A 19,696-nucleotide genomic window follows, 5' to 3' on the forward strand; every position below is an offset into this window, starting at 1 on the left:
CCATGACTGGAGAGGGGGCCCGATCGTGACCGGCCCGAATCAGCGACCACCCGGCGACGGTGTGCCGCCGTCCGACCCCACCGTCGCATGGTGGGAACGACCAGGCGAAGGCGCAGGTCAGAACCCCGCCCAAGCCGACCCGACAGTGCTGCGCGGCAATATCGGCGCGCCCGGCCCGTACACCGCACCGCCCGGGCCCTATCAGAGCGGCGCGAACCCCCAGCCCTACACCGCACCGCCCGGGCCGTATCAGAGCGGCGCGAATCCACAACCGTTCCCGCAGCCGCAGCAGTACGCGCATCCGCAAGCGGGCGCCTATCAGGCGCCGCAGCCGCAATGGGGCGCACCGCCGCGGCCGCCGTCGTCGGGCAACAAGGCGGTCTGGTGGATCGTCGGTGGCGCCATCGTGGCGGTGGGCGCTCTCGTGATCGGGCTGATCGCGTTCACGGCCAACAAGGTCGACGACAACCCCTTCGGTCCCGATCCGGACAAGTGGGCTGGCAGCTACGTCTACAAAGACGGCAAGAACGCCTGCGACCTGGTCGATCTCACCGTGCTGAACCAGTGGTCGTCCACGCGCGAGACGACCACCCACACCGAGCGTGGCCCGTCGGAGTACATCGGCGGCGGCTCCTACGACTGCGACGCCAAGAATCAGGAGTCGGGCCGCAACGCCAACGACGCGGCCCTGGGGCTCGAGGTCGAGTTCAAGACCGAGAGCGAGACCGAGTCCGACTACTCGCGCTGGAAGGGCTACGACACCAAGACCACCGGCAAGGACTACGACCACGGCCCGGTGAGCGGCCTCGGCACGGAGGCGTATTACGCCAGCGAGCAGCACACCTACGGCTCCATCCCGAGTGACTACTCCGTCGTGGTGGCCGCACACGACAGCAACATCTCGGTGAAGGTGGAGATCGAGGTGTCGACGATGCGCACCGTCGACAAGGCGGCCATGCGCACCGCCGCCGAAACCCAGGTCCGCAAGGTACTGGCCGCTCTGAAGAAGTAGCAGGTCAGAACCGGTCGCGGGGGTCCGGTTTGGCATCGACCCCCTGCGACCCGCTATGCTGCTCCACGGAGGATTCGCCTAGTGGCCTATGGCGCTCGCCTGGAACGCGGGTTGGGTTAACGCCCTCAGGGGTTCAAATCCCCTATCCTCCGCAACAGCAGGGCCCTGATCGGTTCGCCGGTCGGGGCCCTGTTCGTTTAATCGGTGGATCTGTCAGTGGGCTTCCGTAGAGTGAGCCCCGATGGTGCGGGAGACCCCCACCACACCCACATACCGTCGTCGCCGCCCCAACACAGATGTGCGTGCCGACGCAGTCCAGTGGGTACCCAGCCTTCGCGCCGATCCGGAGTTCGGATCGCGCCGGTCGATGCCACGAGCGCGTCGATCGCACAGAAATCAGAAAGTACAGAACGAAGTGAATACATCACCTGAAACGGGCATCGGGCGCGACGCGTCCGGGCCGATCCGGCTGATGCTGCGTGACCGCACAGCCACCACCGGGCCGATCGACGGCGCCTGGTGGCCGCGAACCGACCAGCCGATGACCGAGTTGCACCAGTTGGTGACCGCGGTCGGACCGCGGATCGGCAAGCTGGCCCGGCTCGGATTCGACTGGACCACCAGCGAATCCGGCGACAGCACAGCCCGCAACGACCAGGCCGCGCGCATCATGCACGTGGTCGGCAGCAACGGCGCCGCGCTCGCGCTGCTGGTCATCCCCGCGGCCACCGAGGCACCCGCAGCCCGCAGCCAGATGCGCTGGGCGGCAGGAAAACCGCGCATCCAGGACCCGGCGCCCGCCGACACGGCGGCCGACGGGCCACGCACGCTCGTGCAGATCTGAACCTCGCCGATCTACTTCATCGGTCGCTGGTGAACGACGGATCGAAGTCGCGCGGCGCACCACGACGACTCAGCAACCGGTCGAACCATTCACCCAGGATGACGCCCGCGGCCAGCGCGCAGCCGACACCGAACGCCCCGAGGATCTGCCCGAAACCGAGCAGCGTTTCGTCCTCGAGCAGGGCATACAGCCCGCGATATACCTTCAGACCCGGTAGCAGCGGCGTGATGCCCGCCGCCGCGACGACCAGGGGCGGGGTGAGCGCGCGACGCGCCATCAGACCACCGGCGAGGCCGATCACCGTGGCCGCCAGGCCGGCGGACACCACCGGCCCGAAGCCGATGTCCTGCGCGCCGAGGAAGGCCATGGTGCCGCCCGCACCGCTGAGCCCGGCCGCGAACAATGCCCGCCGCTCCGCGTAACAGGCCATCGCGAAGGCGATCGCCGCGACCGCACCGGCCACCAGCTTGATCGCCAGATCATCGGTGTCGCGGCCCGCGCTGGCCGCGATCTCGGGCACCGCGATCCCCATCATCGTCGAGATCCGCAGGGCCAGACCGATGCCCGCCACGATGCCGCCGGTCATCATCACCACTTCGAGCATGCGGGCGGCCGCGGTGATCGGCGCGCCGGTGATGGCGTCCTGCACCGAACCCACCAACTGCTGACCCGACAGCAGCACGGTGATGCCCGCCGCGACGATCAGCGCCGCGTCGGAACGCCAGTGGTCGCTGATCGAGGCGAGCGCGATGGCCGGGATCGTGGCGATGACACCACCGACCATGTGCTGGAAGAACATCGGCAGACCGAGCTGATGCAGGTACCGGTTCACCACATCGATCGCCGCGGTGCTCACGAAACTGATCGCGGCGAGAACGAACCCACCGCCGAGCAGCACCGCGATCGCCGCCGCCAGCAGCGACCAGCCCGCCGTCGACACCCAGCGCGGGTAGGGGTGGCGCGACGAGATCAGTTCGTCGAGGGCGGCGTGCGCCTGGTCCACGGGGACGATCTGGCTGCGTATGCGGCGCGTCAGCCGGTCGACCGCGGCCAACCGCGTGAAGTCGAGCGAGCGGTACTTCACCACGCGCATATCGCTGGCCGGTGGCAGGCTGGGTCCACGGTCGGCCCAGATACGGATCGCGTCGAAGGTGACGTCGATATCGCAGCTGTTCAGACCGTAGGTCGAGGCGATGAAGCGGACCTGCGCGGACGTGTCACCGACACCGGTACCCGCGGAGAGCACGACCTCACCCACTCGCACGGCCAGGTCGAGTACTTGCGACACCTCGGCGTCGTCGGCGAGGTCGATCGGTTGCAGCGGGGTGGGTGCGGCGACGATGTTGTCGGCGGTGGCCCGTTGCGACGGCAGGACGAACGGCCTGCGCAAGCGCCACCATCGCTGGCGCAGACCTGGGCGTTCGAGGATGGTGGCGCCGTCGCCTTCCGCCAAGGGGTCCGCACTCATACCTCGACGGTAACGGCGATCGCAGCACCTTCGCCGTCTCGCAATCAGTTCGTCAACGTGTCGGGTCCGGTTTCGGTGGTAGCCGCACGCGTGGTGACGTCCGGGGTCGCGCCGTAGGGTCAGATGTCGTCGATCAATCCGGTGCTGTAGGCCGTCGCCGCCAGGTGCTGTAGGCAGCGCGGGCCGCATCCGTTGTGCTGAGTCAGCACGAAACGGGCCTGCTGGAGCGAAGAAATGGAAGAATCGGCCAGACAGTCGGCATGTGCGGCGCGCCAGTGGTCTTCGTAGCGGAGGGTGGCGGCCCGCGATGTCGGCGGGTCTGGTGCGGAAGTGTCCAGCAGGGTGTGACGGGAGGGGCAGGCAATGGAGGCGATGACTGTATGAACACCGGGACGGGGAAGGTGATCCAGGAGCGGCGCAGGCTGCTCGGGCTCTCGCAGCCCGCGCTGGCCACCGCGATCGGGGTGAGCTCGCGCCAGATCACCAGGTACGAGTCCGAGGAGCAGTCGCCGACGCTGCCGGTCGCGGTCCGATTGGCCGACGCGTTGCAGGTCTCGCTGGCGGAGCTGGCGGGCATCGTCGACAACCGCGTCGACCTGGCGGGTGACTGGTGGGCAGCCTGGCAGAAACCGGCGAACCACGCGGACGAGGTCGAGGTAGCGGCGGTGACCATCCGGCACGAGGGTGACCATCTGATGCTCGACTCGGCCGCCGAACCGCCTGCGCCCGAGGCCGATCCGGTCACCCAGGTGCGTGGTGAGATGCGAGTCTGGGAGGGTGAGGCGCTCACCGGCTGGATGCGCGGCATGGATATCGCGTTCCCGGTCGGCACCATCTACTACTCGCTGCATCCCCAGGGTGCTCATGCCGTCGGCTCGTGGACGACGAAATCGGGCCCCGACGGTCTGGTGCGCGGCTGGAGCGTTCTGGCGCGGGAGAAATCCGACGCCGAGAAGCTGCTGGCGGAAATGCTGCGTACCGACGGCAATGTCGAGTCGTGGCCGGGACCCTCGCGCTCGGCCTGAAGCCGCCGCCTGATCTCGGCGACGCTCGGGCGCCCGCGTTCGGCGGGCGGTGTGAGTAGTAGGTAGCGGCTCAGCGCCCCGAACACGAACAGCCCCACGGCAATCCACAGATAGATCTCCATCGGTTCCCCTCCGAACGAGTCAGTGCTTGCACGAGTGGCGCGGTATGGTGGTCGCTGAGCCGCCACGAAAAAGTATGGTCGCCGACAAGACCTTTTGGACAGCAAAAAGCGTCTACAAACGTCTACAGTTCTCTACGATGAGCCCATGTCCAGTCGGGGCGAGCAGGGGAACGGCGTCGTCGGAGCTCGGTTGCGGCGATTGCGGGAAGAGTCGGGGTTGTCGCTGGCGGCGTTGGCCGCGCGCGTTCCGTACAGCAGGGCAGCGCTGGGACATTACGAAACCGGCACGCGAGCAGCGTCTTTCGAGGTGATCGCGTGGTACGAGCGGGTACACGCGCAATCGACGCCCGCGCTACCGGGTGCTCGTCGACGTGATCCGCGAGCTGCCGATGCGGCCCTCGCGACGGCGATCGCCGCGGCGCATCGGACCGGCCCGCTGATCGAGATCGGGCGGCCACACCGGGGAGACAGCGGAACCGGATACTTCTGCCCGTTCCGGATCGACGGGGTGATCGAGGGTGAAGCCGCGGGAACCGACCCGGCGACGGCCCTGCGCTCGGCGCTGCTCGCGGTGGGCGCGGAGCTCGATCGCGCGGGAAACAGCGTCGGCCACGGTCGACTTCGGTGAAAACCGGCCCTGCCCCGTGGATCAGCGGTGCGCGGCGACGACCGTATCGAGCGCGACGGCGAGCAATTCCAGGTAGCGGTCCGGATCGGACAGCACCCGCGGATCGGAATGCACTGACAGCGTGATCGTTTCGCCGATCCCGTGGACGCCGTGAGTCAGGTGCATGACGGTACCGAGGGCCGGAAAACCCCCGGTGAACAGGACCGGGGCGCCCGCGAAGGCGAGATCGGCCGGCCCGCGATACACACTGGACACGACGGTATTGCCATCGAGCGCCGCGGGGACATTGTCCAGTTCGGCCCGTTCGACATCACGCACCGCCAGGACCGCGGGGACGACGTCGCCGACTCGATCCTGCGCGGAGAGCAGCGGATTCAGTGCTCGTTCGCGGCGGGCAGCGAGTTCATCGGCGATGAGATTCGCGCGCGTAGGCAGGTCGGGTTCGTCGATGTGCAGGTCGATGGACAGTCCGCGGTAGTTGTTGCGGGCCGCACTCGGCCCCGGAAGTGCCATCGGTAATGCGGTACCCAGCCGTTCCGGTTGCTCGCCTCGCTGCGAGAGATAGTCTACCAGCGCACGCGAAATCGCCGTCAGAGCAACAACAGTGACGGTTTTGCCCGGAATGCGGAGGTCGTCCGCATCGACGACGAGCATTCTCACTGTGTGACCGGCGACCGCGGTCGCCGGATTCAGCGCACAGGGCGCGAACCCGGTTGTGGCCGCGGGGACCTCACCGGCGGCCGTCCGGGCCGCCAATTCCCGCTGCGCGAGGTACGCGGCCCGCCCGCGCCACACCGTCGCCGCGAGCTGCGCGGGAAGACGCAGCACCCCAAGCACTCTCGGATCGACCCGCCGAGCGATCCATCCACAGGGTTGTCCACAGGAATCCACAGGCTGTTCAGAAGTTTTACCAGGTCCGACCGGGTGATCTGCCGAGTTGTCCACAGGCGCATCGGGTGTGCTGTGGACAACGGCTTCATCCACAGCCATCCCGAAGAGCGCTCGCGCGATCGCGGCGGCACGGGTGCCGTCGGCCAGTGCGTGCGAAAGTTGCAGCACCACCACCACAACGGGCTCGGCCGACCGGGGCGCGGAGTGAACCGACCGGAAAACATGGACACGCCAGGGATATTCGGTCGCGACGACACCGGTTCCCAGGAGTTCGCCCAGATCCGCGAGCAACGCCTGCCACGACAGGCCGTCCGGCCGGTGGTGCACGAATTGCTGGGACGCGAATTCGGCCGGAACCCAGCGCGGGTAACCGAGATCGCCCGGAATCTCCTGCAACCGGATCCGCAGATCCGGAATGCGCGCGGCGCGCGCGGCGATGAAAGCGCGGAGTTCGTCGGTGGCGGAATCGGTTTCGGCGAAAGAGTAGAGCAGGAACACGTCGTTGGCGGTGCGCCGCGACAGCCAGTACATCGTCGCGTCACGCGCGGCCATCGTGGTCATCCGGCCACGATAGGCCACCCCGCCGAGATCACTGAGAAGGCCCCGAGTCCGCTCGACTCGGGGCCGGTATTGCCCATTCGAGATGCATCCCGCGGTTCAGCCGCGCGCGAACTCTCCCGCGGTGACATCGGCGAGGAAGGCTCGCCACTGCCCTGGACCGAAGGCCAGTACGGGTCCGCGACCGCGATCCTTGGTGTCACGAACGGCGATGTCGCCGCCGGCGAGAAAGGCTACTTCGACGCAGTTCCCATCGGGTCCGCTGTAGGTGCTCTTCCGCCACACAGCGTCGGTCACATCAACTTCCACGGCACTTGCTCCTTTGGTTCATCGAGAAGAGGGGATAACTCCTGGAATCGTTGCAACATTCCGAAATCCGGCGCGACCGATGAGTTACTTCGTGGCACACAAGGCACTGCCACACGGCGCGCGCAACCGACCGGCACGAACCAGCGCATCGAGGCGTTTCCGCCTCCGGGGGCTGCCCCCGCGGAAGAAACACTAGCAGGTCTTCCGCAATGTTGCGGAAGAGAATTTGCTTTCCCATATCGTTTTGCCAACCTTGCGAAGCTTCACGTTTGCGGGGGCATTGCCAGGCCCCTTACCCATTCCCGATCTGGTTGACACATCCCCATTTACTTCCATGTGATTAGTCCGTGATACGTCAATTTCTCGCGTACCTCAGCAGTCACATGAGCACCATCGAGGGCAGGCGTGGATCATGGGGGAATGATCTCCCGTGACCGTGACACCGCAGGTCGTGCCCGTAACGACCGCCCCCGCGATCGACTCGGCCGACCGCTGCCCCCCGGCAGTGCCGGAGTCGCCCGAATTCCCGACGACCTCGAGCTCGGGCCCCAGCAAACTCTCACCTTCGCTCAGCAACTGCTGAACGACGGATTGGCATTCAATGCCCACGAGGTATTGGAGGCGGCATGGAAGAACGGGCCGGTTGCCGAACGGATGCTCTGGCAAGGACTGGCCCAATACGCCGTCGGCCTCACCCACATCCAGCGCGGCAACGCCAAAGGCGCGGGTACTCTTCTGCGCCGCGCGAGCGAGCGGCTCGGGTCCTACCCGGCGAATGCCCAGCAGCACGATGTCGACCGCGCCGGACTGATCGCGCACGCGCGGGAGCTGCTCGACGCGCTCGATGCCGGCGACGTCATCGCCGAGGAGCGGCTACGTACGCGGCTGTGCCGCGAGCCCACCTAGGATCGTGGAGTGCCAACGAGTCGAGGCGCGGGCCGCTACGCGCCGAGCCCTTCGGGTGAGCTGCACGTGGGAAACCTGCGTACCGCGGTGCTCGCCTGGCTTTTCGCGCGAACTTCCGCGCGCGAGTTCCTGATCCGCGTCGACGATCTGGACCGGGTCCGGCCCGGCGCCGCCGAGGGACAGCTCGACGACCTCGCCGCGATCGGCATCGACTGGGACGGCCCCGTGGTCTACCAATCCGAACGGCTGCCGAACTACGCGGCCGCTGTGGCCGAACTGACCGCAGCCGGGCGCACCTATGAATGTTTCTGCACCAGACGCGAAATCCAGCAGGCCGCCACCGCGCCGCACGGGCCGATGGGCGCCTACCCGGGCACCTGCCGTGCGCTCAGCGACGCCGAGCGCGCGGCCAAGCGGGCCGAAGGACGCGTCGGCGCAGTGCGATTGCGCGCCGATGTCACCGAGTACGAGATCACCGATCTCCTGCACGGCCGATATCGGGGCGCTGTCGACGATTTGGTGTTGCGCCGCGGCGACGGTGTTCCCGCCTACAACCTCACCGTCGTCGTCGACGATGCCGCCCAGGGCGTCGACCAGGTGGTTCGCGGCGACGATCTGCTGCCGTCCACCCCGCGCCAGGCGTATCTCGCGGAACTGCTCGGACTCGCCGTCCCGACCTACGCCCACGTGCCGCTCGTGCTCAACGATCAAGGCAAGAGGCTGGCGAAACGTGACGGCGCCGTGAGCCTTTCGGACCAACGTGCCCTGGGCCACACGCCCGAGGACGTCGTGGCGGCGATCGCGGAATCACTCGGGTATTCCGCGCGGACCACCGGCGAGCTGCGCGATGTTTTCGACCCGGCGCGCATCCCTGAGAAACCATGGATACTCGAGCCTATCGGGTTGTTCCGACCAGAGGGATGTCCGTAACGTACGCATCGACCGATCTAGAAGATCAAAACGAGGACTGAGATTATGACCAGCGGTGGTTACGACCCCAACCAGTACCCGCAGGGCGGTCAGCCCGGCGGCTACGGCCAGGACCCCTACGGCCAGCAGCAGCCGCAGCCCGGCTACGGCCAGCAGCAGCCGTACGGCCAGCCCGGACACGGCGGCGCACCCCAGCCCGGTTACGGCCAGCCGGACCCCTACGGCCAGCAGCAGCCGGCCTACGGGCAGGACCCGTACGGTCAGCAGCAGCAGCCCTACCCGCAGCAGGGCCAGTACGGTCAGCAGCAGGGCTTCGGCGGGGTACAGGCCGCCGACCTGGGAATCCGGATCGGTGCTCGTCTGATCGACTACCTGATCGTCGGCATCCCCGTCGCGATCGTGCTCGGGCTCATCGTCGGTAGCGGCACCGGCGGCCAGATCGCCACCAGTTTGATCTTGTCGCTGGCCATCTACGGCTACTTCGTCGCCATGGAGGTCACCCAGCAGGGCCAGAGCCTGGGCAAGAAGATCCTCGGCCTGCGCGTACTCGCCCCCGGTGGCGCGCCGAGCCTGACGCCCGAGCAGTCCCTCAAGCGCAACCTGTTCACGATTGTCGGCCTGATTCCCTGCGTCGGTGGGCTCGTCAGCCTCGGCCTGGCGATCTACATCATGGTCACCATCAGCAACGACCCGAACAAGCAGGGCTGGCACGACAAGTTCGCCGGCGGCACGCAGGTCGTCAAGGGCTGATCCCCCACACCTGACGAAAACAACAGGGGCGCTTCCGGAATCCGGAAGCGCCCCTGTTTCGTTGTGCGATCAGTAGGTCGTGGACGAGTCGAGTCCACCGGCGATGCCGAGCACCACGAAGAAGAGAATGTAGAGGATCCAGCCCACGATCGCGGCGACACCGATCCAGATGCCTGCCTGCGCCATGCCCTTACCCTCGCCGCCGCGCTCCTTGATCTGGTTGAGCGCCATCACGCCGAGGATGATGCCGACGATCGCGCCGACACCGCAGCTGCACAGACCGATCAGCGAGGAGACCAGTGCGCCGATCGCCAGACCGTTGGTGCCCTGTGGCTGCGGGTACTGCCCGTAGGGCTGGTACGCGCCCGCCGCCGGATAGCCGCCGTAGCCGGGCTGCTGCCCGTAAGCGGGCGGCTGCTGCGGGTACTGCGGCTGATTGGGCTGCTGGTACTGCGGCTGCGACGGTGGCTGCTGCGGGTACTGCGGCTGCGAGGGGGGCGGCGCCGGCTGCTGGGGATACTGCGGCGACGACGGGTATTGGGAAGGCTGCGACGGCGGGGCGGTCGGATGCTGCGGCACCGAACCCGGCGCGCCGGACTCCGGGGACACGCCGGAGCCGCCGTACTGCTTCCACCACTCGTCGGAATCGCCGGGATTCGTCATTGCTACAGGGTATTCCATACGCGTCTGTTGAGCGCTGGCGCGCTCGAGGCGGGGCCCTTCGGGCCGCCCTTGATAGAGACACATCAGGTTTGGCGGACCTGGGAGAATATGGGCCGTGACTGATACGAATTCGCTCGACAAGCCCGCCGAATCTGGGCACCCCGCGCCGGAACATGCGGCATTCGCCCAGGTTGCGCGGGGGTTCTATCCGGTAATCGTCGCCCTGTTCACCGCGACGCTGATCATCTCCAATATCTGCGCCACCAAAGGTGTGGAGTTCTTCACCGACAGTTCGGTGATGCTGGGCCCGATCCAGATCCTGCCGATCGCGACCGACGGCGCCTTCTTCCTGTTCCCGCTGGCCTACATCCTCGGCGACGTGCTCAGCGAGGTCTACGGCTTCCGCGCCACCCGCCACGCCATCTACACCGGTTTCGCCGCGCTGCTGCTGACCGTCGCCTGCTTCTCCATCGCCATCCAGCTGCCCCCCGCGGGTTTCTATGAGAACCAGGAAGCCTTCCGCACGGTCCTCGGCACCACCCCCCAGCTGGTGCTCGCCGGTCTCGCCGGCTACTTCGTCGGTCAGCTGCTGAACTCGGCCACCCTGGTACTGATCAAGGAGCGCACCAAGGAAAAGCACCTGTGGGCTCGCCTGATCGGCTCCACCGTTGTCGGCGAGTTCGCCGACACCCTGATCTTCTGCTCGATCGCCGCTACCGCCATCGGCATCAACACCTGGCAGTCGTTCATCAACTACGTCATCGTCGGCTTCCTGTGGAAGACCCTGTGCGAGGTGCTCGTCATGCCGATCACCTACCGCGTCATCGCCGTCCTCAAGAAGACCGAACCGACCTACGCCCCGGCGAAGGTCGACGCACTGCACGACTAGCCCGCAGGACGGGCGGCGGATCGCAAGGTCCGCCGCCTACTCCCCCGGCACCTTGATCCGGCCCCGCCACTGACCAAGGAACTCCTTCTTGAACTCGTCGAAGTAGCCGCCCTCGATGCTGGCCCTGATCCGGTCGACGAGACGAATCGTGAAGCGCTCGTTGTGGATTGTGCACAGCGTCGCCGAGAGCATTTCCTTCGCCTTGAACAGGTGATGCAGGTAGGCGCGGGTGTAGTGGGCGCAGGTGTAGCAGTCGCAGTTCTCGTCGATCGGAGTGAAGTCGCGACGGAACCGGGCCGTATTGATGTTGAACCGCCCCTCGTCGACATAGATCGCGGCATTGCGCGCCACCCGGGAGGGATTGACGCAGTCGAACGTGTCCGCCCCGTTCTCGATCGCGGTGAACATGTCCTCCGGTTCGCTGATTCCCAGCATGTGGCGCGGTTTGGCCTCGGGCAGCTCATCACAGCACCACCCGACGATCGTGCCGAGATTGTGCTTCTCCAGCGCCCCGCCGATGCCGTACCCGTCGAATTCCGTTCCACCACTGCCCCGGATCGACTCCAGCTCGCGACAGGCCTTGCGCCGCAGGTCTTCGTACTGCGCACCCTGGATCACCGCGAACAACGCCTGATACGGCCGATGACTGCGCACGGCGGTGAGCCGTTCGTGTTCGTCGATGCACCGCTGCGCCCACTCGTGCGTGCGCTGCAACGACTTCTCCTGATAGCCACGGGTATTCATCAAGGTGGTCAGCTCGTCGAAGGCGAACATGATGTCGGCCCCGAGTTCGTGCTGGATGCCCATCGACACCTCGGGCGTGAAGCGATGCTTGGAACCGTCCAGGTGCGAACGGAAGGTGACGCCGTCGTCATCGACGGTGGCCAGGCGCTCCTTGCCCGCCGCGATCACCTGATCGGACCGGATGTCGACAGCCTCCATCGCGAGGACCTTCTTGAACCCGACCCCCAGCGACATCACCTGGAACCCGCCGCTGTCGGTGAAGGTGGGCCCCGGCCAGTTCATGAACTTCCCGAGCCCACCCGCCTCGTCGACAATGTCGGCGCCGGGCTGCAAGTACAGGTGGTAGGCGTTGGCCAGCAGCGCCTGCGCCCCGATCTCGCGCATCGTCTCCGGCAGCACGGCCTTCACCGAAGCCTTCGTTCCCACCGGAATGAAAGCGGGCGTGGCGATCTCGCCGTGCGGGGTGGAGATCACCCCGGTCCGACCGTGCCTGCCCCCGTCCAGACGGGTGCCTACTTCGAAGGAGAACTCGCTGCTGTCGGCCACCGACCCATCGTGCCAGGGCCTTACTGAGCGGCCGCGAACTGGGCGTTGTACAGGTTGTAGTACGGCCCGCGCTCGGCGAGCAGCCGCTCGTGGGTGCCGTGTTCGACGATGCGGCCCTTGTCCATCACGACGATCAGATCCGCGTCGCGGATCGTCGAAAGCCGATGCGCGATCACGAAACTGGTGCGATCGCGGCGCAGGGCCGCGGTGGCGTGCTGGACCAGCGACTCGGTGCGGGTGTCGACCGAGCTGGTCGCCTCGTCCAGGATCAGGATCGACGGCTTGGCCAGGAACGCGCGGGCGATCGTGATGAGCTGCTTCTCGCCCGCGCTCACCCCGCCACCCTCTTCGTCGATGACCGTGTCGTAGCCGTTGGGCAGCGAGTGCACGAACCGGTCGACGTAGGCCGCCCTGGCCGCGGCCTGGATGTCGGCTTCCGGCGCCGTCGGATTGCCGTAGGCGATGTTCTCGCGGATGGTGCCCTTGAACAGCCAGGTGTCCTGCAGCACCATGCCGATGCGCGAACGCAAGTGGTCGCGAGTGATGGTGGTGATGTCGACGTCGTCGATGGCGATGGTGCCCGCGTCGAGTTCGTAGAAGCGCATCAGCAGGTTCACCAGCGTGGTCTTGCCCGCGCCGGTCGGGCCCACGATGGCGACCACGTGGCCGGGATCGGCCACCAGCGAAAGCCGTTCGATGACAGGGGTTTCCGGGTCGTAGCCGAAGGACACCGCCTCGAACTCCACCCGCCCGCGATCCACCGGGCGCGCGATCTCCACCACCGGATCGGGGGACTGCTCCTCGGCGTCGAGGATCTCGAAGATCCGCTCCGCCGAGGCGACGCCGGACTGCAGCAGGTTCGCCATCGCGCCGATCTGGGTGAGCGGCTGGCTGAACTGGCGCGAGTACTGGATGAACGCCTGTACGTCACCGAGCGACAGATTGCCGGTGGCCACCCGCAGCCCGCCGACCAGTGCGATGAACACGAAGTTCACGTTCCCGAGGAACATGATGGCGGGCATGATCAGGCCGGAAATGAACTGTGCCTTGAAGCTCGCGTCGTAGAGCTTGTCGTTGCGCTTGTCGAACTCCTCACCGACCTCGCGACCGCGGCCGAACGCGGTGATGATCTCGTGGCCGGTGTAGGCCTCTTCTACCGAGGAGTTCACCTCGCCCGTGAATTTCCACTGGTTGACGAAGTGCGGCTTGGACCGCTTGGCGATCTGCGCGGTCACCACGATCGCGGCGGGCACCGTGAGCAGCGCGATCAGCGCCAGCAACGGGGAGATCCAGAACATCATGATCAGGATGCCGACCACGGTGAACAGCGAGACCAGCAGCTGGCTCATCGTCTGCTGCAGGCTCTGCGAGACATTGTCGACGTCGTTGGTGACGCGGCTGAGCACGTCACCGCGCGGCGCGGTGTCGAAGTAGCGCAGCGGCAGCCGGTGCAGCTTCTGCTCCACCTCGTCGCGCAGCCGCTTCACGGTGCGGTTGATGGCGATATTGAGCAGATAACCCTGCAGCCAGCCGAAGATCGCGGCGGCCACGTACAGCGCCAGCACGAGCATCAGCACGCGGCCGACGGCGTCGAAGTCGATGCCGGTACCGGGGATCACGTTCATCGCCGAGAGCATGTCGGCGCGGGTGGTCTCGCCTTGGCTGCGCAGCAGCTCGACGGTCTGGTCCTTGGTGAGCCCTGGTTCGAGCTGCTTGCCGACGAAGCCGTCGAACACCAGGTTCGTCGCCTTGCCGAGCAGGTACGGGCCGAGCGTATTGAGTACCACGGAGGTGATCACCAGCGCGACGATCAGGCCGACGGTGAACTTCTCGGGAGCCAGCCTGCTCAGTAGTCGCTTCAGCGACGGCTTGAACGACTTGGCCTTCGTTCCCGGCGCTCCGGGAACGGGTCCACCTGGCCTCATCGGGCTTCCTCCACGCTCAGCTGGGACTCGACGATCTCGCGGTACTCCGAGCAGCGCTGCATCAATTGGTCATGGGTTCCGATGCCAGCCATCGCACCGTCTTCGAGGACGACGATCTGGTCGGCGTCGCGAATCGTCTGGATCCGCTGGGCCACGATGATCACCGACGCGTCGGCGGTCTCGGGCTTCAGCGCGGCACGCAGCCGGGCGTCGGTGGCGACATCGAGCGCGGAGAACGAATCGTCGAACAGGAAGATCCGTGGCCTGCGCACCAGCGCGCGGGCGATACACAGCCGCTGGCGCTGACCGCCCGACACCGTGGTGCCGCCCTGGGCCACCGGAGTATCGAGACCCTGTGGCATCTCCCGCACGAAATCGGCCGCCTGGGCGACCTCGAGCGCATGCCAGAGTTCGTCGTCGGTGGCGTCGGGCTTGCCGTAGCGCAGGTTGGTCGCGATGGTGCCGGAGAACAGATAGGCCTTCTGCGGCACCAATCCGATCCCGCTGCGCAGGAGTTCGAGGTCGAGGTGGCGCACATCGGTGCCGCCGACGTAGACCGCGCCGTCGGTGACGTCGATCAGGCGCGGGATCAGGTTGATCAGCGTGGTCTTGCCCGCGCCGGTGGAACCGACGACGGCAGTGGTGGTACCGGGCGACACCTGGAAACGGATACCGCGCAACACCGGCTTCTCCGCGCCGGGGTAGGCGAATTCCGCGAACTGCAGGTCGACCGTGGCCTGGTCGCCCTTGAACGACTGCGGCAACCGCGGCGGGCGCACCGAGGACTCGGTCTCGAGCACCGCGCCGATCCGATCGGCGGAGACGGCCGCACGCGGAGCCATCATCGCCAGGAACGAGGCCATCATGACGGCCATCAGGATCTGCATGACGTAGGACAGCATCGCGGTGAGCGAGCCGATCTGCATCGTGCCGTTGTCCACATGGTGACCGCCGAACCAGATCACGCCGACAGCGGTCAGATTGCTGATCAACATCACGGTCGGGAACATCAGTGCCATCAGCTTGCCGACGCGCAGCGACGCGTCGGTGAGCGCGGTGTTGGCCATCCCGAAGCGCCAGATCTCCTGCCGCTCACGCACGAACGCGCGGACCACCCTGATACCGGTGATCTGCTCGCGCAGCACCCGGTTGACTCCGTCGATGCGTTCCTGCATCTGCCGGAACCCCGGCACCATCCTGGCCACGATCGTGCCCATGGAGAGGGCGAGGGCGGGCACCGCGATCAGCAGCAACCACGAGAGCCCGAGATCCTCGCGCAGCGCCATGATGACGCCACCGACGCACATGATCGGCGCCATCACCAGGATCGTCACCGACATCACGATGAGCAGCTGGACCTGCTGAATATCGTTGGTCGAGCGGGTGATCAGCGACGGCGCGCCGAACATCCCCACCTCTCTGGCCGAGAACGTCTCCACCCGGTGCAGCACGCCACCGCGCATGTCGCGACCGGCGCCCATCGCCGCCTGCGCGCCGAAGTACACCGACGCGGCCGAGGCCACGATCTGCACACAGCTCACCGCGAGCATCCACAGACCGGTGGTCCAGATGAAACCGATGTCGCCCTTGGTGACACCGTCGTCGATCAGATCGGCATTGAGACTGGGCAGGTAGAGCATCGCGATAACCGAGATCAGCTGGAGTACGAGGACACCCGCCAGCTGGGCGCGGTACGGGGCCAGGTAGGTCCGCAGCAGGGTGATCAACATGATGGTCGAAGGCTACAGCGCGCGGGTGAGCAGCGCCGAGCGCTTTTACCTGCCCTGTGGACAACTCTCAGCCTGTGGATAACTTCATGTGCCTGCGGGTGTACGCGGCTCGCGACGCACCCAGGCGCCGGGGTCGGCGACCAGTTCACCGATGAAACCGGGCAGCCGGTCGGTGGCGACGTCGGCGATGGAGACGTTCTCCAGCACGGCGCGAATATTGACCCGCAGCGCGATCCATACCTGCTGCAGCGGTTCCGCCGCGCCCGGATACCGCACATCTTCGGGCCGCTGCCCGCGCACCGACGCCAGCGGCGACTCCACGGCGCGGATCACATCGGCCACCGAGATCTCGGTGGCGGGCCTGCCGAGGCGATACCCGCCGTCGGGACCGCGCCTGCTCAGCACGAGGTCGGCGCGACGCAGTTCGGCCAGCACCGTTTCCAGCACCTTCGGTGGGATCTGTGCGGCGGCGGCGATGGCCTCGGACTTGACGACTCCGTCGGCCGCGGCGAGCTCGAGCAGCGTTCGCACCGCGTAATCGACCCTGGCGGTGATATGCACGGTGTCGAACTTACGCGGTGCTCCTGGCGTGAGCGGTCAGCGGCCGGAGGCGGTAGCCACGCGGGCCGCCCGCTCACGCCGGATTGACACAGCCGGTCAGTACGCAGGTTGCCGCGTCGAGAAGGGTTTTCTCGACCATCTCGTCGGTGGCGCCCGGTGCCAGCTCCGAGGACAGCAGCGCCACTCCGAGCACCTCGATGGCGGCGGCGGCACGCAGCATCGAGTTCTGGGTCGGACCGGGCCCGGCCAGCCACAGCCGCAGCTCACGGGTGGGTTCCATGAGGTCGGGGTAGCGATCGGCGATGGCGTTGACGATGGCCGCGGTGTCGCGCACGCACAGCGCGCCCGCGTCACGATGGCGGATCATGCCGCGCAGGTAGGTACGCAGGACCGCGCGAATGCCCTCGTCGTTGTAGGGAACGGCCTCGATGTCCTCGACGATGTCGCGCATGTGATCGATGATCGGATCGATGATCGCCAGAAGCAGATCGAGCTTCGACGCGTAGTGGTAATAGAGCGAAGCCTTCGTGATTCCCACCACATCCGCCACCTCGCGCAGGCTCGTCTGTTCGAAACCCTTGGCGGCGAACAGCTGTACAGCGGCGTCGCGGATCGCCTGTTTTGTACCCCCACCTGCGGTGACGGTGTCGGCGATGTCTCGGGCGGGCATGGCGGCAATCCTCCCATGATTCGGTGTGACGGATCCGGAGCCCCCAATATTGAGGTTGCTCCTCCACTTATCCACTAGGTAGTCTACCTACCGCACGGTAGGCAGAAAACGATGTTGTGGAGGCGGGTCCCGCAGGGGTGGCCCGCGAGTGCTGTCTACGAGCCATGCCACCCACCCGTTCTTCGCGCTAGGAGCACACGCGTGTCCGTATACCTGTACAGATGGGGAAAGTTCGCTTTCCGCCGTAAATGGATTGTCCTGCCGGTCTGGCTACTGCTGTTCGTGCTGCTCGGCGGCCTCGGCGCCACCCTGAGCAAGCCGATGTCCAACGACTTCAGCATGCCCGAGCTCCCGTCGGCCCGCGCCAACGAGATCCTCGACAAGCACTTCGAAGGCATGTCGGAGCAGTTCTCGATGGATGCCGTCACCGGTACCTACGTGATCGGCGCGCCGGAGGGGCAGAAGCTCACCGACCCGGCCAACCGGGCCGCGATCGACGCGTTCATCGCCAAGCTCAACGACCTGTCGATCGTCGACCACGAGAAGAAGCTGGCCAGCCCGGTCGCGGCCACCGAGGAGATGGGCTGCCTCGCCGCCCCTGACCCGTCGAAGTGTTCGTCGGCCCCGCTCAATGTGCTGAGCGAGACCGCACCCGGCACCGTCGGCGTGCTCAGCGTCCCGTTCACCATCAAGGCCGTCACCGACGTGACCGACGCCGAGCGCGATGCCGCCTTCGAGGTCGGCGCCGAAGCCCGCAACGCCGGGCTGACCGTCGAACTCAGCGGCTCGATCGCGATGAAGCAGGAACAGCCCAGCGGCAAGTCCGAACTGATCGGCATGGGTGTCGCGCTGATCGTGATGGTGGTGGCCTTCGGCGCCATCGTCGCCGCGGTCGTGCCCATCATCACCGCCATCGTCGGCCTCGGCGCGGCGACCTCGCTGATCATGCTCGGTACCTCGGTGATGGAGGTGCCCGGCTTCACCACCTTCCTGGCCTCGATGATCGGTATCGCGCTGTCGATCGACTACGCGCTGTTCATCGTCTCCCGGTACAAACACGAACTGGCCGTGCGTGATTCGGCCGAAGAAGCCGCTGGTACCGCGCTCGGTACCGCCGGTTCGGCCGTGGTGTTCGCCGGTCTCACCGTGATCATCGCGCTCGGCGCGCTCGGCATCGTCGGCGTGGAGTTCCTGACCTTCATGGGTCTGGGTGGCGCCATCGCCGCCGCGTTCGCCGTGCTCACCGCCGTCACCTTGATGCCGGCGCTGATGGGCGCCTTCGGCAAGTCGCTGTTCAAGCCGAAGCTGCCGATCGTGGCGCAGCACGATCCGGACGACGACACCTCGGTCACCAACGGCCAGCGTTTCGCCAAGGTGATCGCCAAGGCGCCGTGGGTCGCGCTGATCCTGTCGGTGATCGTGCTCGGTGCGCTCGCCGCGCCCGCCGCCGGCCTGAACCTCGGCCTGCCCGGTGACGACAGCATGCCGAAGACCTCCACCATCCGTAAGGCCTACGACCTGCGGACCGAAGGCTTCGGCGAGGGCAGCAACGGTGTACTCATGGTCGCCGCTGACCTGAGTGCGACGCCCGAGGGTGAGCGCGAGGCCGCCGTCGGCGCGCTGCGCGCCAAGCTCGAGTCCTACGAGGGCATGGATTACGTCACCGAGCCGATGTGGAGCAAGGACAACCAGGGCGTCATGCTCAACGGTGTCCCGAAGTCCGGTCCGAACAACCAGGACACCAAGGATCTGGTCGCCGAAGCACGTGGCGCGGAAGCGGATCTGAACGCGCAGTACGGCATGGAGTACGGCATCACCGGCACCACCGCCATCTACGCCGATGTCGACCATGTACTGCTCAGCAAGATCCTGCCGTACCTGGCGATCGTGGCCGGTGCCGCGTTCATCCTGCTGATCCTGGTGTTCCGCTCGATCCTGGTCCCGCTCACCGCCGCGCTCGGCTTCCTGCTGTCGATGGGCGCCACCTTCGGCGCGACGGTGCTGATCTTCCAGCAGGGCAAGTTCGGCCTGATCGAGGATCCGCAGCCGCTGGTGAGCTTCCTGCCGATCATGTTGATCGGCTTGGTGTTCGGCTTGGCCATGGACTACCAGGTGTTCCTGGTGACCCGGATGCGCGAGGAATTCGTGCACGGCAAGTCGCCCAAGGACGCGATGGTCGCCGGTTACCACCACGGTGCCCGCGTGGTGACCTCGGCCGCGATCATCATGATCTCGGTGTTCGGCTCCTTCATCCTGGAGACCGACGTCACCGCCAAGTCGTTCGGTTTCGCGCTGGCCGCCGGTGTGGCGATCGACGCGTTCATCGTTCGCATGGTCGTGGTGCCCGCGCTGCTGGTGATCATGGGCAAATGGGCGTGGTGGATGCCGAAGTGGCTCGACCGCGTCGTGCCCGATATCGACGTCGAGGGTGCGAAGCTCGAGCAGCTGCGTACCGAGAACGTCGAAACGGTGAAGCACCCGGTTTCGGTCGGCTGACCCGCGACCTCCAGCACGGCCCCGCAATC

General features: G+C 66.6%; 18 protein-coding genes and 1 tRNA gene. 10 read left to right on the top strand and 9 right to left on the bottom strand.

The annotated features are described in order from the left end of the window. Positions 1 to 25: 25 nt before the first annotated feature. The 3 genes from ACWF99_RS18405 to ACWF99_RS18415 all read left to right on the top strand — a co-directional run bounded on the left by ACWF99_RS18405 (position 26) and on the right by ACWF99_RS18415 (position 1,856). Entirely contained in the window at positions 26 to 1,012 is a 987-nt protein-coding gene (locus ACWF99_RS18405) for a hypothetical protein (RefSeq protein WP_378638569.1), read from the top strand. A 67-nt stretch (positions 1,013 to 1,079) separates the two neighbouring features. Beyond that, positions 1,080 to 1,164 (top strand) — tRNA-Ser (locus ACWF99_RS18410). 263 nt (positions 1,165 to 1,427) lie between these two features. Then, positions 1,428 to 1,856: a DUF5994 family protein gene (locus ACWF99_RS18415; protein ID WP_378660903.1), complete on the top strand. Its 429-nt coding sequence runs from the start codon at positions 1,428 to 1,430 to the stop codon at positions 1,854 to 1,856. A gap of 16 nt (positions 1,857 to 1,872) precedes the next feature. Here the strand turns inward: ACWF99_RS18415 and ACWF99_RS18420 are convergent, their stop codons facing one another. Then, positions 1,873 to 3,324 carry a threonine/serine exporter family protein gene (locus tag ACWF99_RS18420; protein ID WP_378638563.1) on the bottom strand — a complete coding sequence of 484 codons (1,452 nt, stop codon included), beginning with the start codon at positions 3,322 to 3,324 and terminating at the stop codon, positions 1,873 to 1,875. A gap of 380 nt (positions 3,325 to 3,704) precedes the next feature. Between ACWF99_RS18420 and ACWF99_RS18425 the strand changes: the two genes are divergently transcribed. Together ACWF99_RS18425 and ACWF99_RS18430 are read left to right on the top strand one after the other, a co-directional pair. Next, positions 3,705 to 4,349 (top strand): helix-turn-helix domain-containing protein, encoded by a 645-nt coding sequence (locus tag ACWF99_RS18425; protein ID WP_378638560.1) that lies wholly within the window; start codon positions 3,705 to 3,707, stop codon positions 4,347 to 4,349. A gap of 267 nt (positions 4,350 to 4,616) precedes the next feature. Continuing rightward, positions 4,617 to 5,099 carry a helix-turn-helix domain-containing protein gene (locus tag ACWF99_RS18430; protein ID WP_378638558.1) on the top strand — a complete coding sequence of 161 codons (483 nt, stop codon included), beginning with the start codon at positions 4,617 to 4,619 and terminating at the stop codon, positions 5,097 to 5,099. A 21-nt stretch (positions 5,100 to 5,120) separates the two neighbouring features. On the opposite strand, the gene ACWF99_RS18435 is transcribed toward ACWF99_RS18430, so the two are convergent. Together ACWF99_RS18435 and ACWF99_RS18440 are read right to left on the bottom strand one after the other, a co-directional pair. Further along, positions 5,121 to 6,551, bottom strand: a complete 1,431-nt coding sequence (locus tag ACWF99_RS18435; protein WP_452536941.1) for a wax ester/triacylglycerol synthase domain-containing protein — start codon at positions 6,549 to 6,551, stop codon at positions 5,121 to 5,123. 96 nt (positions 6,552 to 6,647) lie between these two features. Then, a complete protein-coding gene (locus ACWF99_RS18440) occupies positions 6,648 to 6,857 on the bottom strand; it encodes a DUF397 domain-containing protein (protein WP_378638552.1) in 210 nt (69 codons plus the stop codon). Positions 6,858 to 7,277: 420 nt separating this feature from the next. Here ACWF99_RS18440 and ACWF99_RS18445 point away from each other — a divergent pair, with 420 nt between their 5' ends. From ACWF99_RS18445 to ACWF99_RS18455, 3 genes are read left to right on the top strand one after another with little or no spacing between them, the layout of a single operon-like run. Beyond that, positions 7,278 to 7,763 carry a DUF309 domain-containing protein gene (locus ACWF99_RS18445; RefSeq protein ID WP_452536942.1) on the top strand — a complete coding sequence of 162 codons (486 nt, stop codon included), beginning with the start codon at positions 7,278 to 7,280 and terminating at the stop codon, positions 7,761 to 7,763. A 9-nt stretch (positions 7,764 to 7,772) separates the two neighbouring features. After that, positions 7,773 to 8,693 carry a tRNA glutamyl-Q(34) synthetase GluQRS gene (gene gluQRS, locus ACWF99_RS18450; RefSeq protein WP_452536943.1) on the top strand — a complete coding sequence of 307 codons (921 nt, stop codon included), beginning with the start codon at positions 7,773 to 7,775 and terminating at the stop codon, positions 8,691 to 8,693. A gap of 45 nt (positions 8,694 to 8,738) precedes the next feature. After that, entirely contained in the window at positions 8,739 to 9,443 is a 705-nt protein-coding gene (locus ACWF99_RS18455) for an RDD family protein (RefSeq protein ID WP_452536944.1), read from the top strand. A gap of 69 nt (positions 9,444 to 9,512) precedes the next feature. Here the strand turns inward: ACWF99_RS18455 and ACWF99_RS18460 are convergent, their stop codons facing one another. Next, positions 9,513 to 10,106 (bottom strand): DUF4190 domain-containing protein, encoded by a 594-nt coding sequence (locus ACWF99_RS18460; RefSeq protein ID WP_378660888.1) that lies wholly within the window; start codon positions 10,104 to 10,106, stop codon positions 9,513 to 9,515. A gap of 115 nt (positions 10,107 to 10,221) precedes the next feature. Between ACWF99_RS18460 and ACWF99_RS18465 the strand changes: the two genes are divergently transcribed. Then, the gene (locus tag ACWF99_RS18465; RefSeq protein WP_452536945.1) at positions 10,222 to 10,995 is read left to right on the top strand and encodes a queuosine precursor transporter; all 774 of its coding nucleotides are present in this window, start codon (positions 10,222 to 10,224) and stop codon (positions 10,993 to 10,995) included. 36 nt (positions 10,996 to 11,031) lie between these two features. Here ACWF99_RS18465 and tgt read toward each other — a convergent pair whose 3' ends face one another. The 5 genes from tgt to ACWF99_RS18490 form a co-directional block, all read right to left on the bottom strand. Then, entirely contained in the window at positions 11,032 to 12,285 is a 1,254-nt protein-coding gene (tgt, locus tag ACWF99_RS18470) for a tRNA guanosine(34) transglycosylase Tgt (protein ID WP_378660883.1), read from the bottom strand. Between the two features lie 20 nt (positions 12,286 to 12,305). Then, positions 12,306 to 14,210 carry an ABC transporter ATP-binding protein gene (locus tag ACWF99_RS18475; RefSeq protein WP_378638536.1) on the bottom strand — a complete coding sequence of 635 codons (1,905 nt, stop codon included), beginning with the start codon at positions 14,208 to 14,210 and terminating at the stop codon, positions 12,306 to 12,308. Then, the gene (locus ACWF99_RS18480; RefSeq protein ID WP_452536946.1) at positions 14,207 to 15,940 is read right to left on the bottom strand and encodes an ABC transporter ATP-binding protein; all 1,734 of its coding nucleotides are present in this window, start codon (positions 15,938 to 15,940) and stop codon (positions 14,207 to 14,209) included. The genes ACWF99_RS18475 and ACWF99_RS18480 overlap by 4 nt, the downstream gene beginning before the upstream one ends. A gap of 84 nt (positions 15,941 to 16,024) precedes the next feature. Continuing rightward, on the bottom strand, positions 16,025 to 16,501 hold the full coding sequence (locus ACWF99_RS18485; RefSeq protein WP_378660875.1) for an RrF2 family transcriptional regulator: 477 nt from the start codon (positions 16,499 to 16,501) through the stop codon (positions 16,025 to 16,027). Positions 16,502 to 16,574: 73 nt separating this feature from the next. Next, positions 16,575 to 17,171: a TetR/AcrR family transcriptional regulator gene (locus ACWF99_RS18490; RefSeq protein ID WP_378638532.1), complete on the bottom strand. Its 597-nt coding sequence runs from the start codon at positions 17,169 to 17,171 to the stop codon at positions 16,575 to 16,577. Positions 17,172 to 17,372: 201 nt separating this feature from the next. On the opposite strand from ACWF99_RS18490, the gene ACWF99_RS18495 reads away from it, so the two are divergent. Then, positions 17,373 to 19,667, top strand: coding sequence for an MMPL family transporter (locus ACWF99_RS18495; RefSeq protein WP_452536947.1), 2,295 nt, complete (start codon positions 17,373 to 17,375; stop codon positions 19,665 to 19,667). The last annotated feature ends 29 nt before the right edge of the window (positions 19,668 to 19,696 follow it).

This window comes from Nocardia sp. NPDC055002 (genome assembly GCF_053608825.1).

Excerpts from the sequence above, each read along its gene's own strand:
- ACWF99_RS18480 (WP_452536946.1), bottom strand. The coding sequence starts at position 15,940 with ATGTTGATCACCCTGCTGCGGACCTACCTGGCCCCGTACCGCGCCCAG.
- ACWF99_RS18445 (WP_452536942.1), top strand. The coding sequence starts at position 7,278 with ATGATCTCCCGTGACCGTGACACCGCAGGTCGTGCCCGTAACGACCGC.
- ACWF99_RS18435 (WP_452536941.1), bottom strand. The coding sequence starts at position 6,551 with ATGACCACGATGGCCGCGCGTGACGCGACGATGTACTGGCTGTCGCGG.
- ACWF99_RS18460 (WP_378660888.1), bottom strand. The coding sequence starts at position 10,106 with ATGACGAATCCCGGCGATTCCGACGAGTGGTGGAAGCAGTACGGCGGC.
- ACWF99_RS18455 (WP_452536944.1), top strand. The coding sequence starts at position 8,739 with ATGACCAGCGGTGGTTACGACCCCAACCAGTACCCGCAGGGCGGTCAG.
- ACWF99_RS18430 (WP_378638558.1), top strand. The coding sequence starts at position 4,617 with ATGTCCAGTCGGGGCGAGCAGGGGAACGGCGTCGTCGGAGCTCGGTTG.
- ACWF99_RS18425 (WP_378638560.1), top strand. The coding sequence starts at position 3,705 with ATGAACACCGGGACGGGGAAGGTGATCCAGGAGCGGCGCAGGCTGCTC.
- ACWF99_RS18490 (WP_378638532.1), bottom strand. The coding sequence starts at position 17,171 with ATGCCCGCCCGAGACATCGCCGACACCGTCACCGCAGGTGGGGGTACA.
- ACWF99_RS18475 (WP_378638536.1), bottom strand. The coding sequence starts at position 14,210 with ATGAGGCCAGGTGGACCCGTTCCCGGAGCGCCGGGAACGAAGGCCAAG.
- ACWF99_RS18420 (WP_378638563.1), bottom strand. The coding sequence starts at position 3,324 with ATGAGTGCGGACCCCTTGGCGGAAGGCGACGGCGCCACCATCCTCGAA.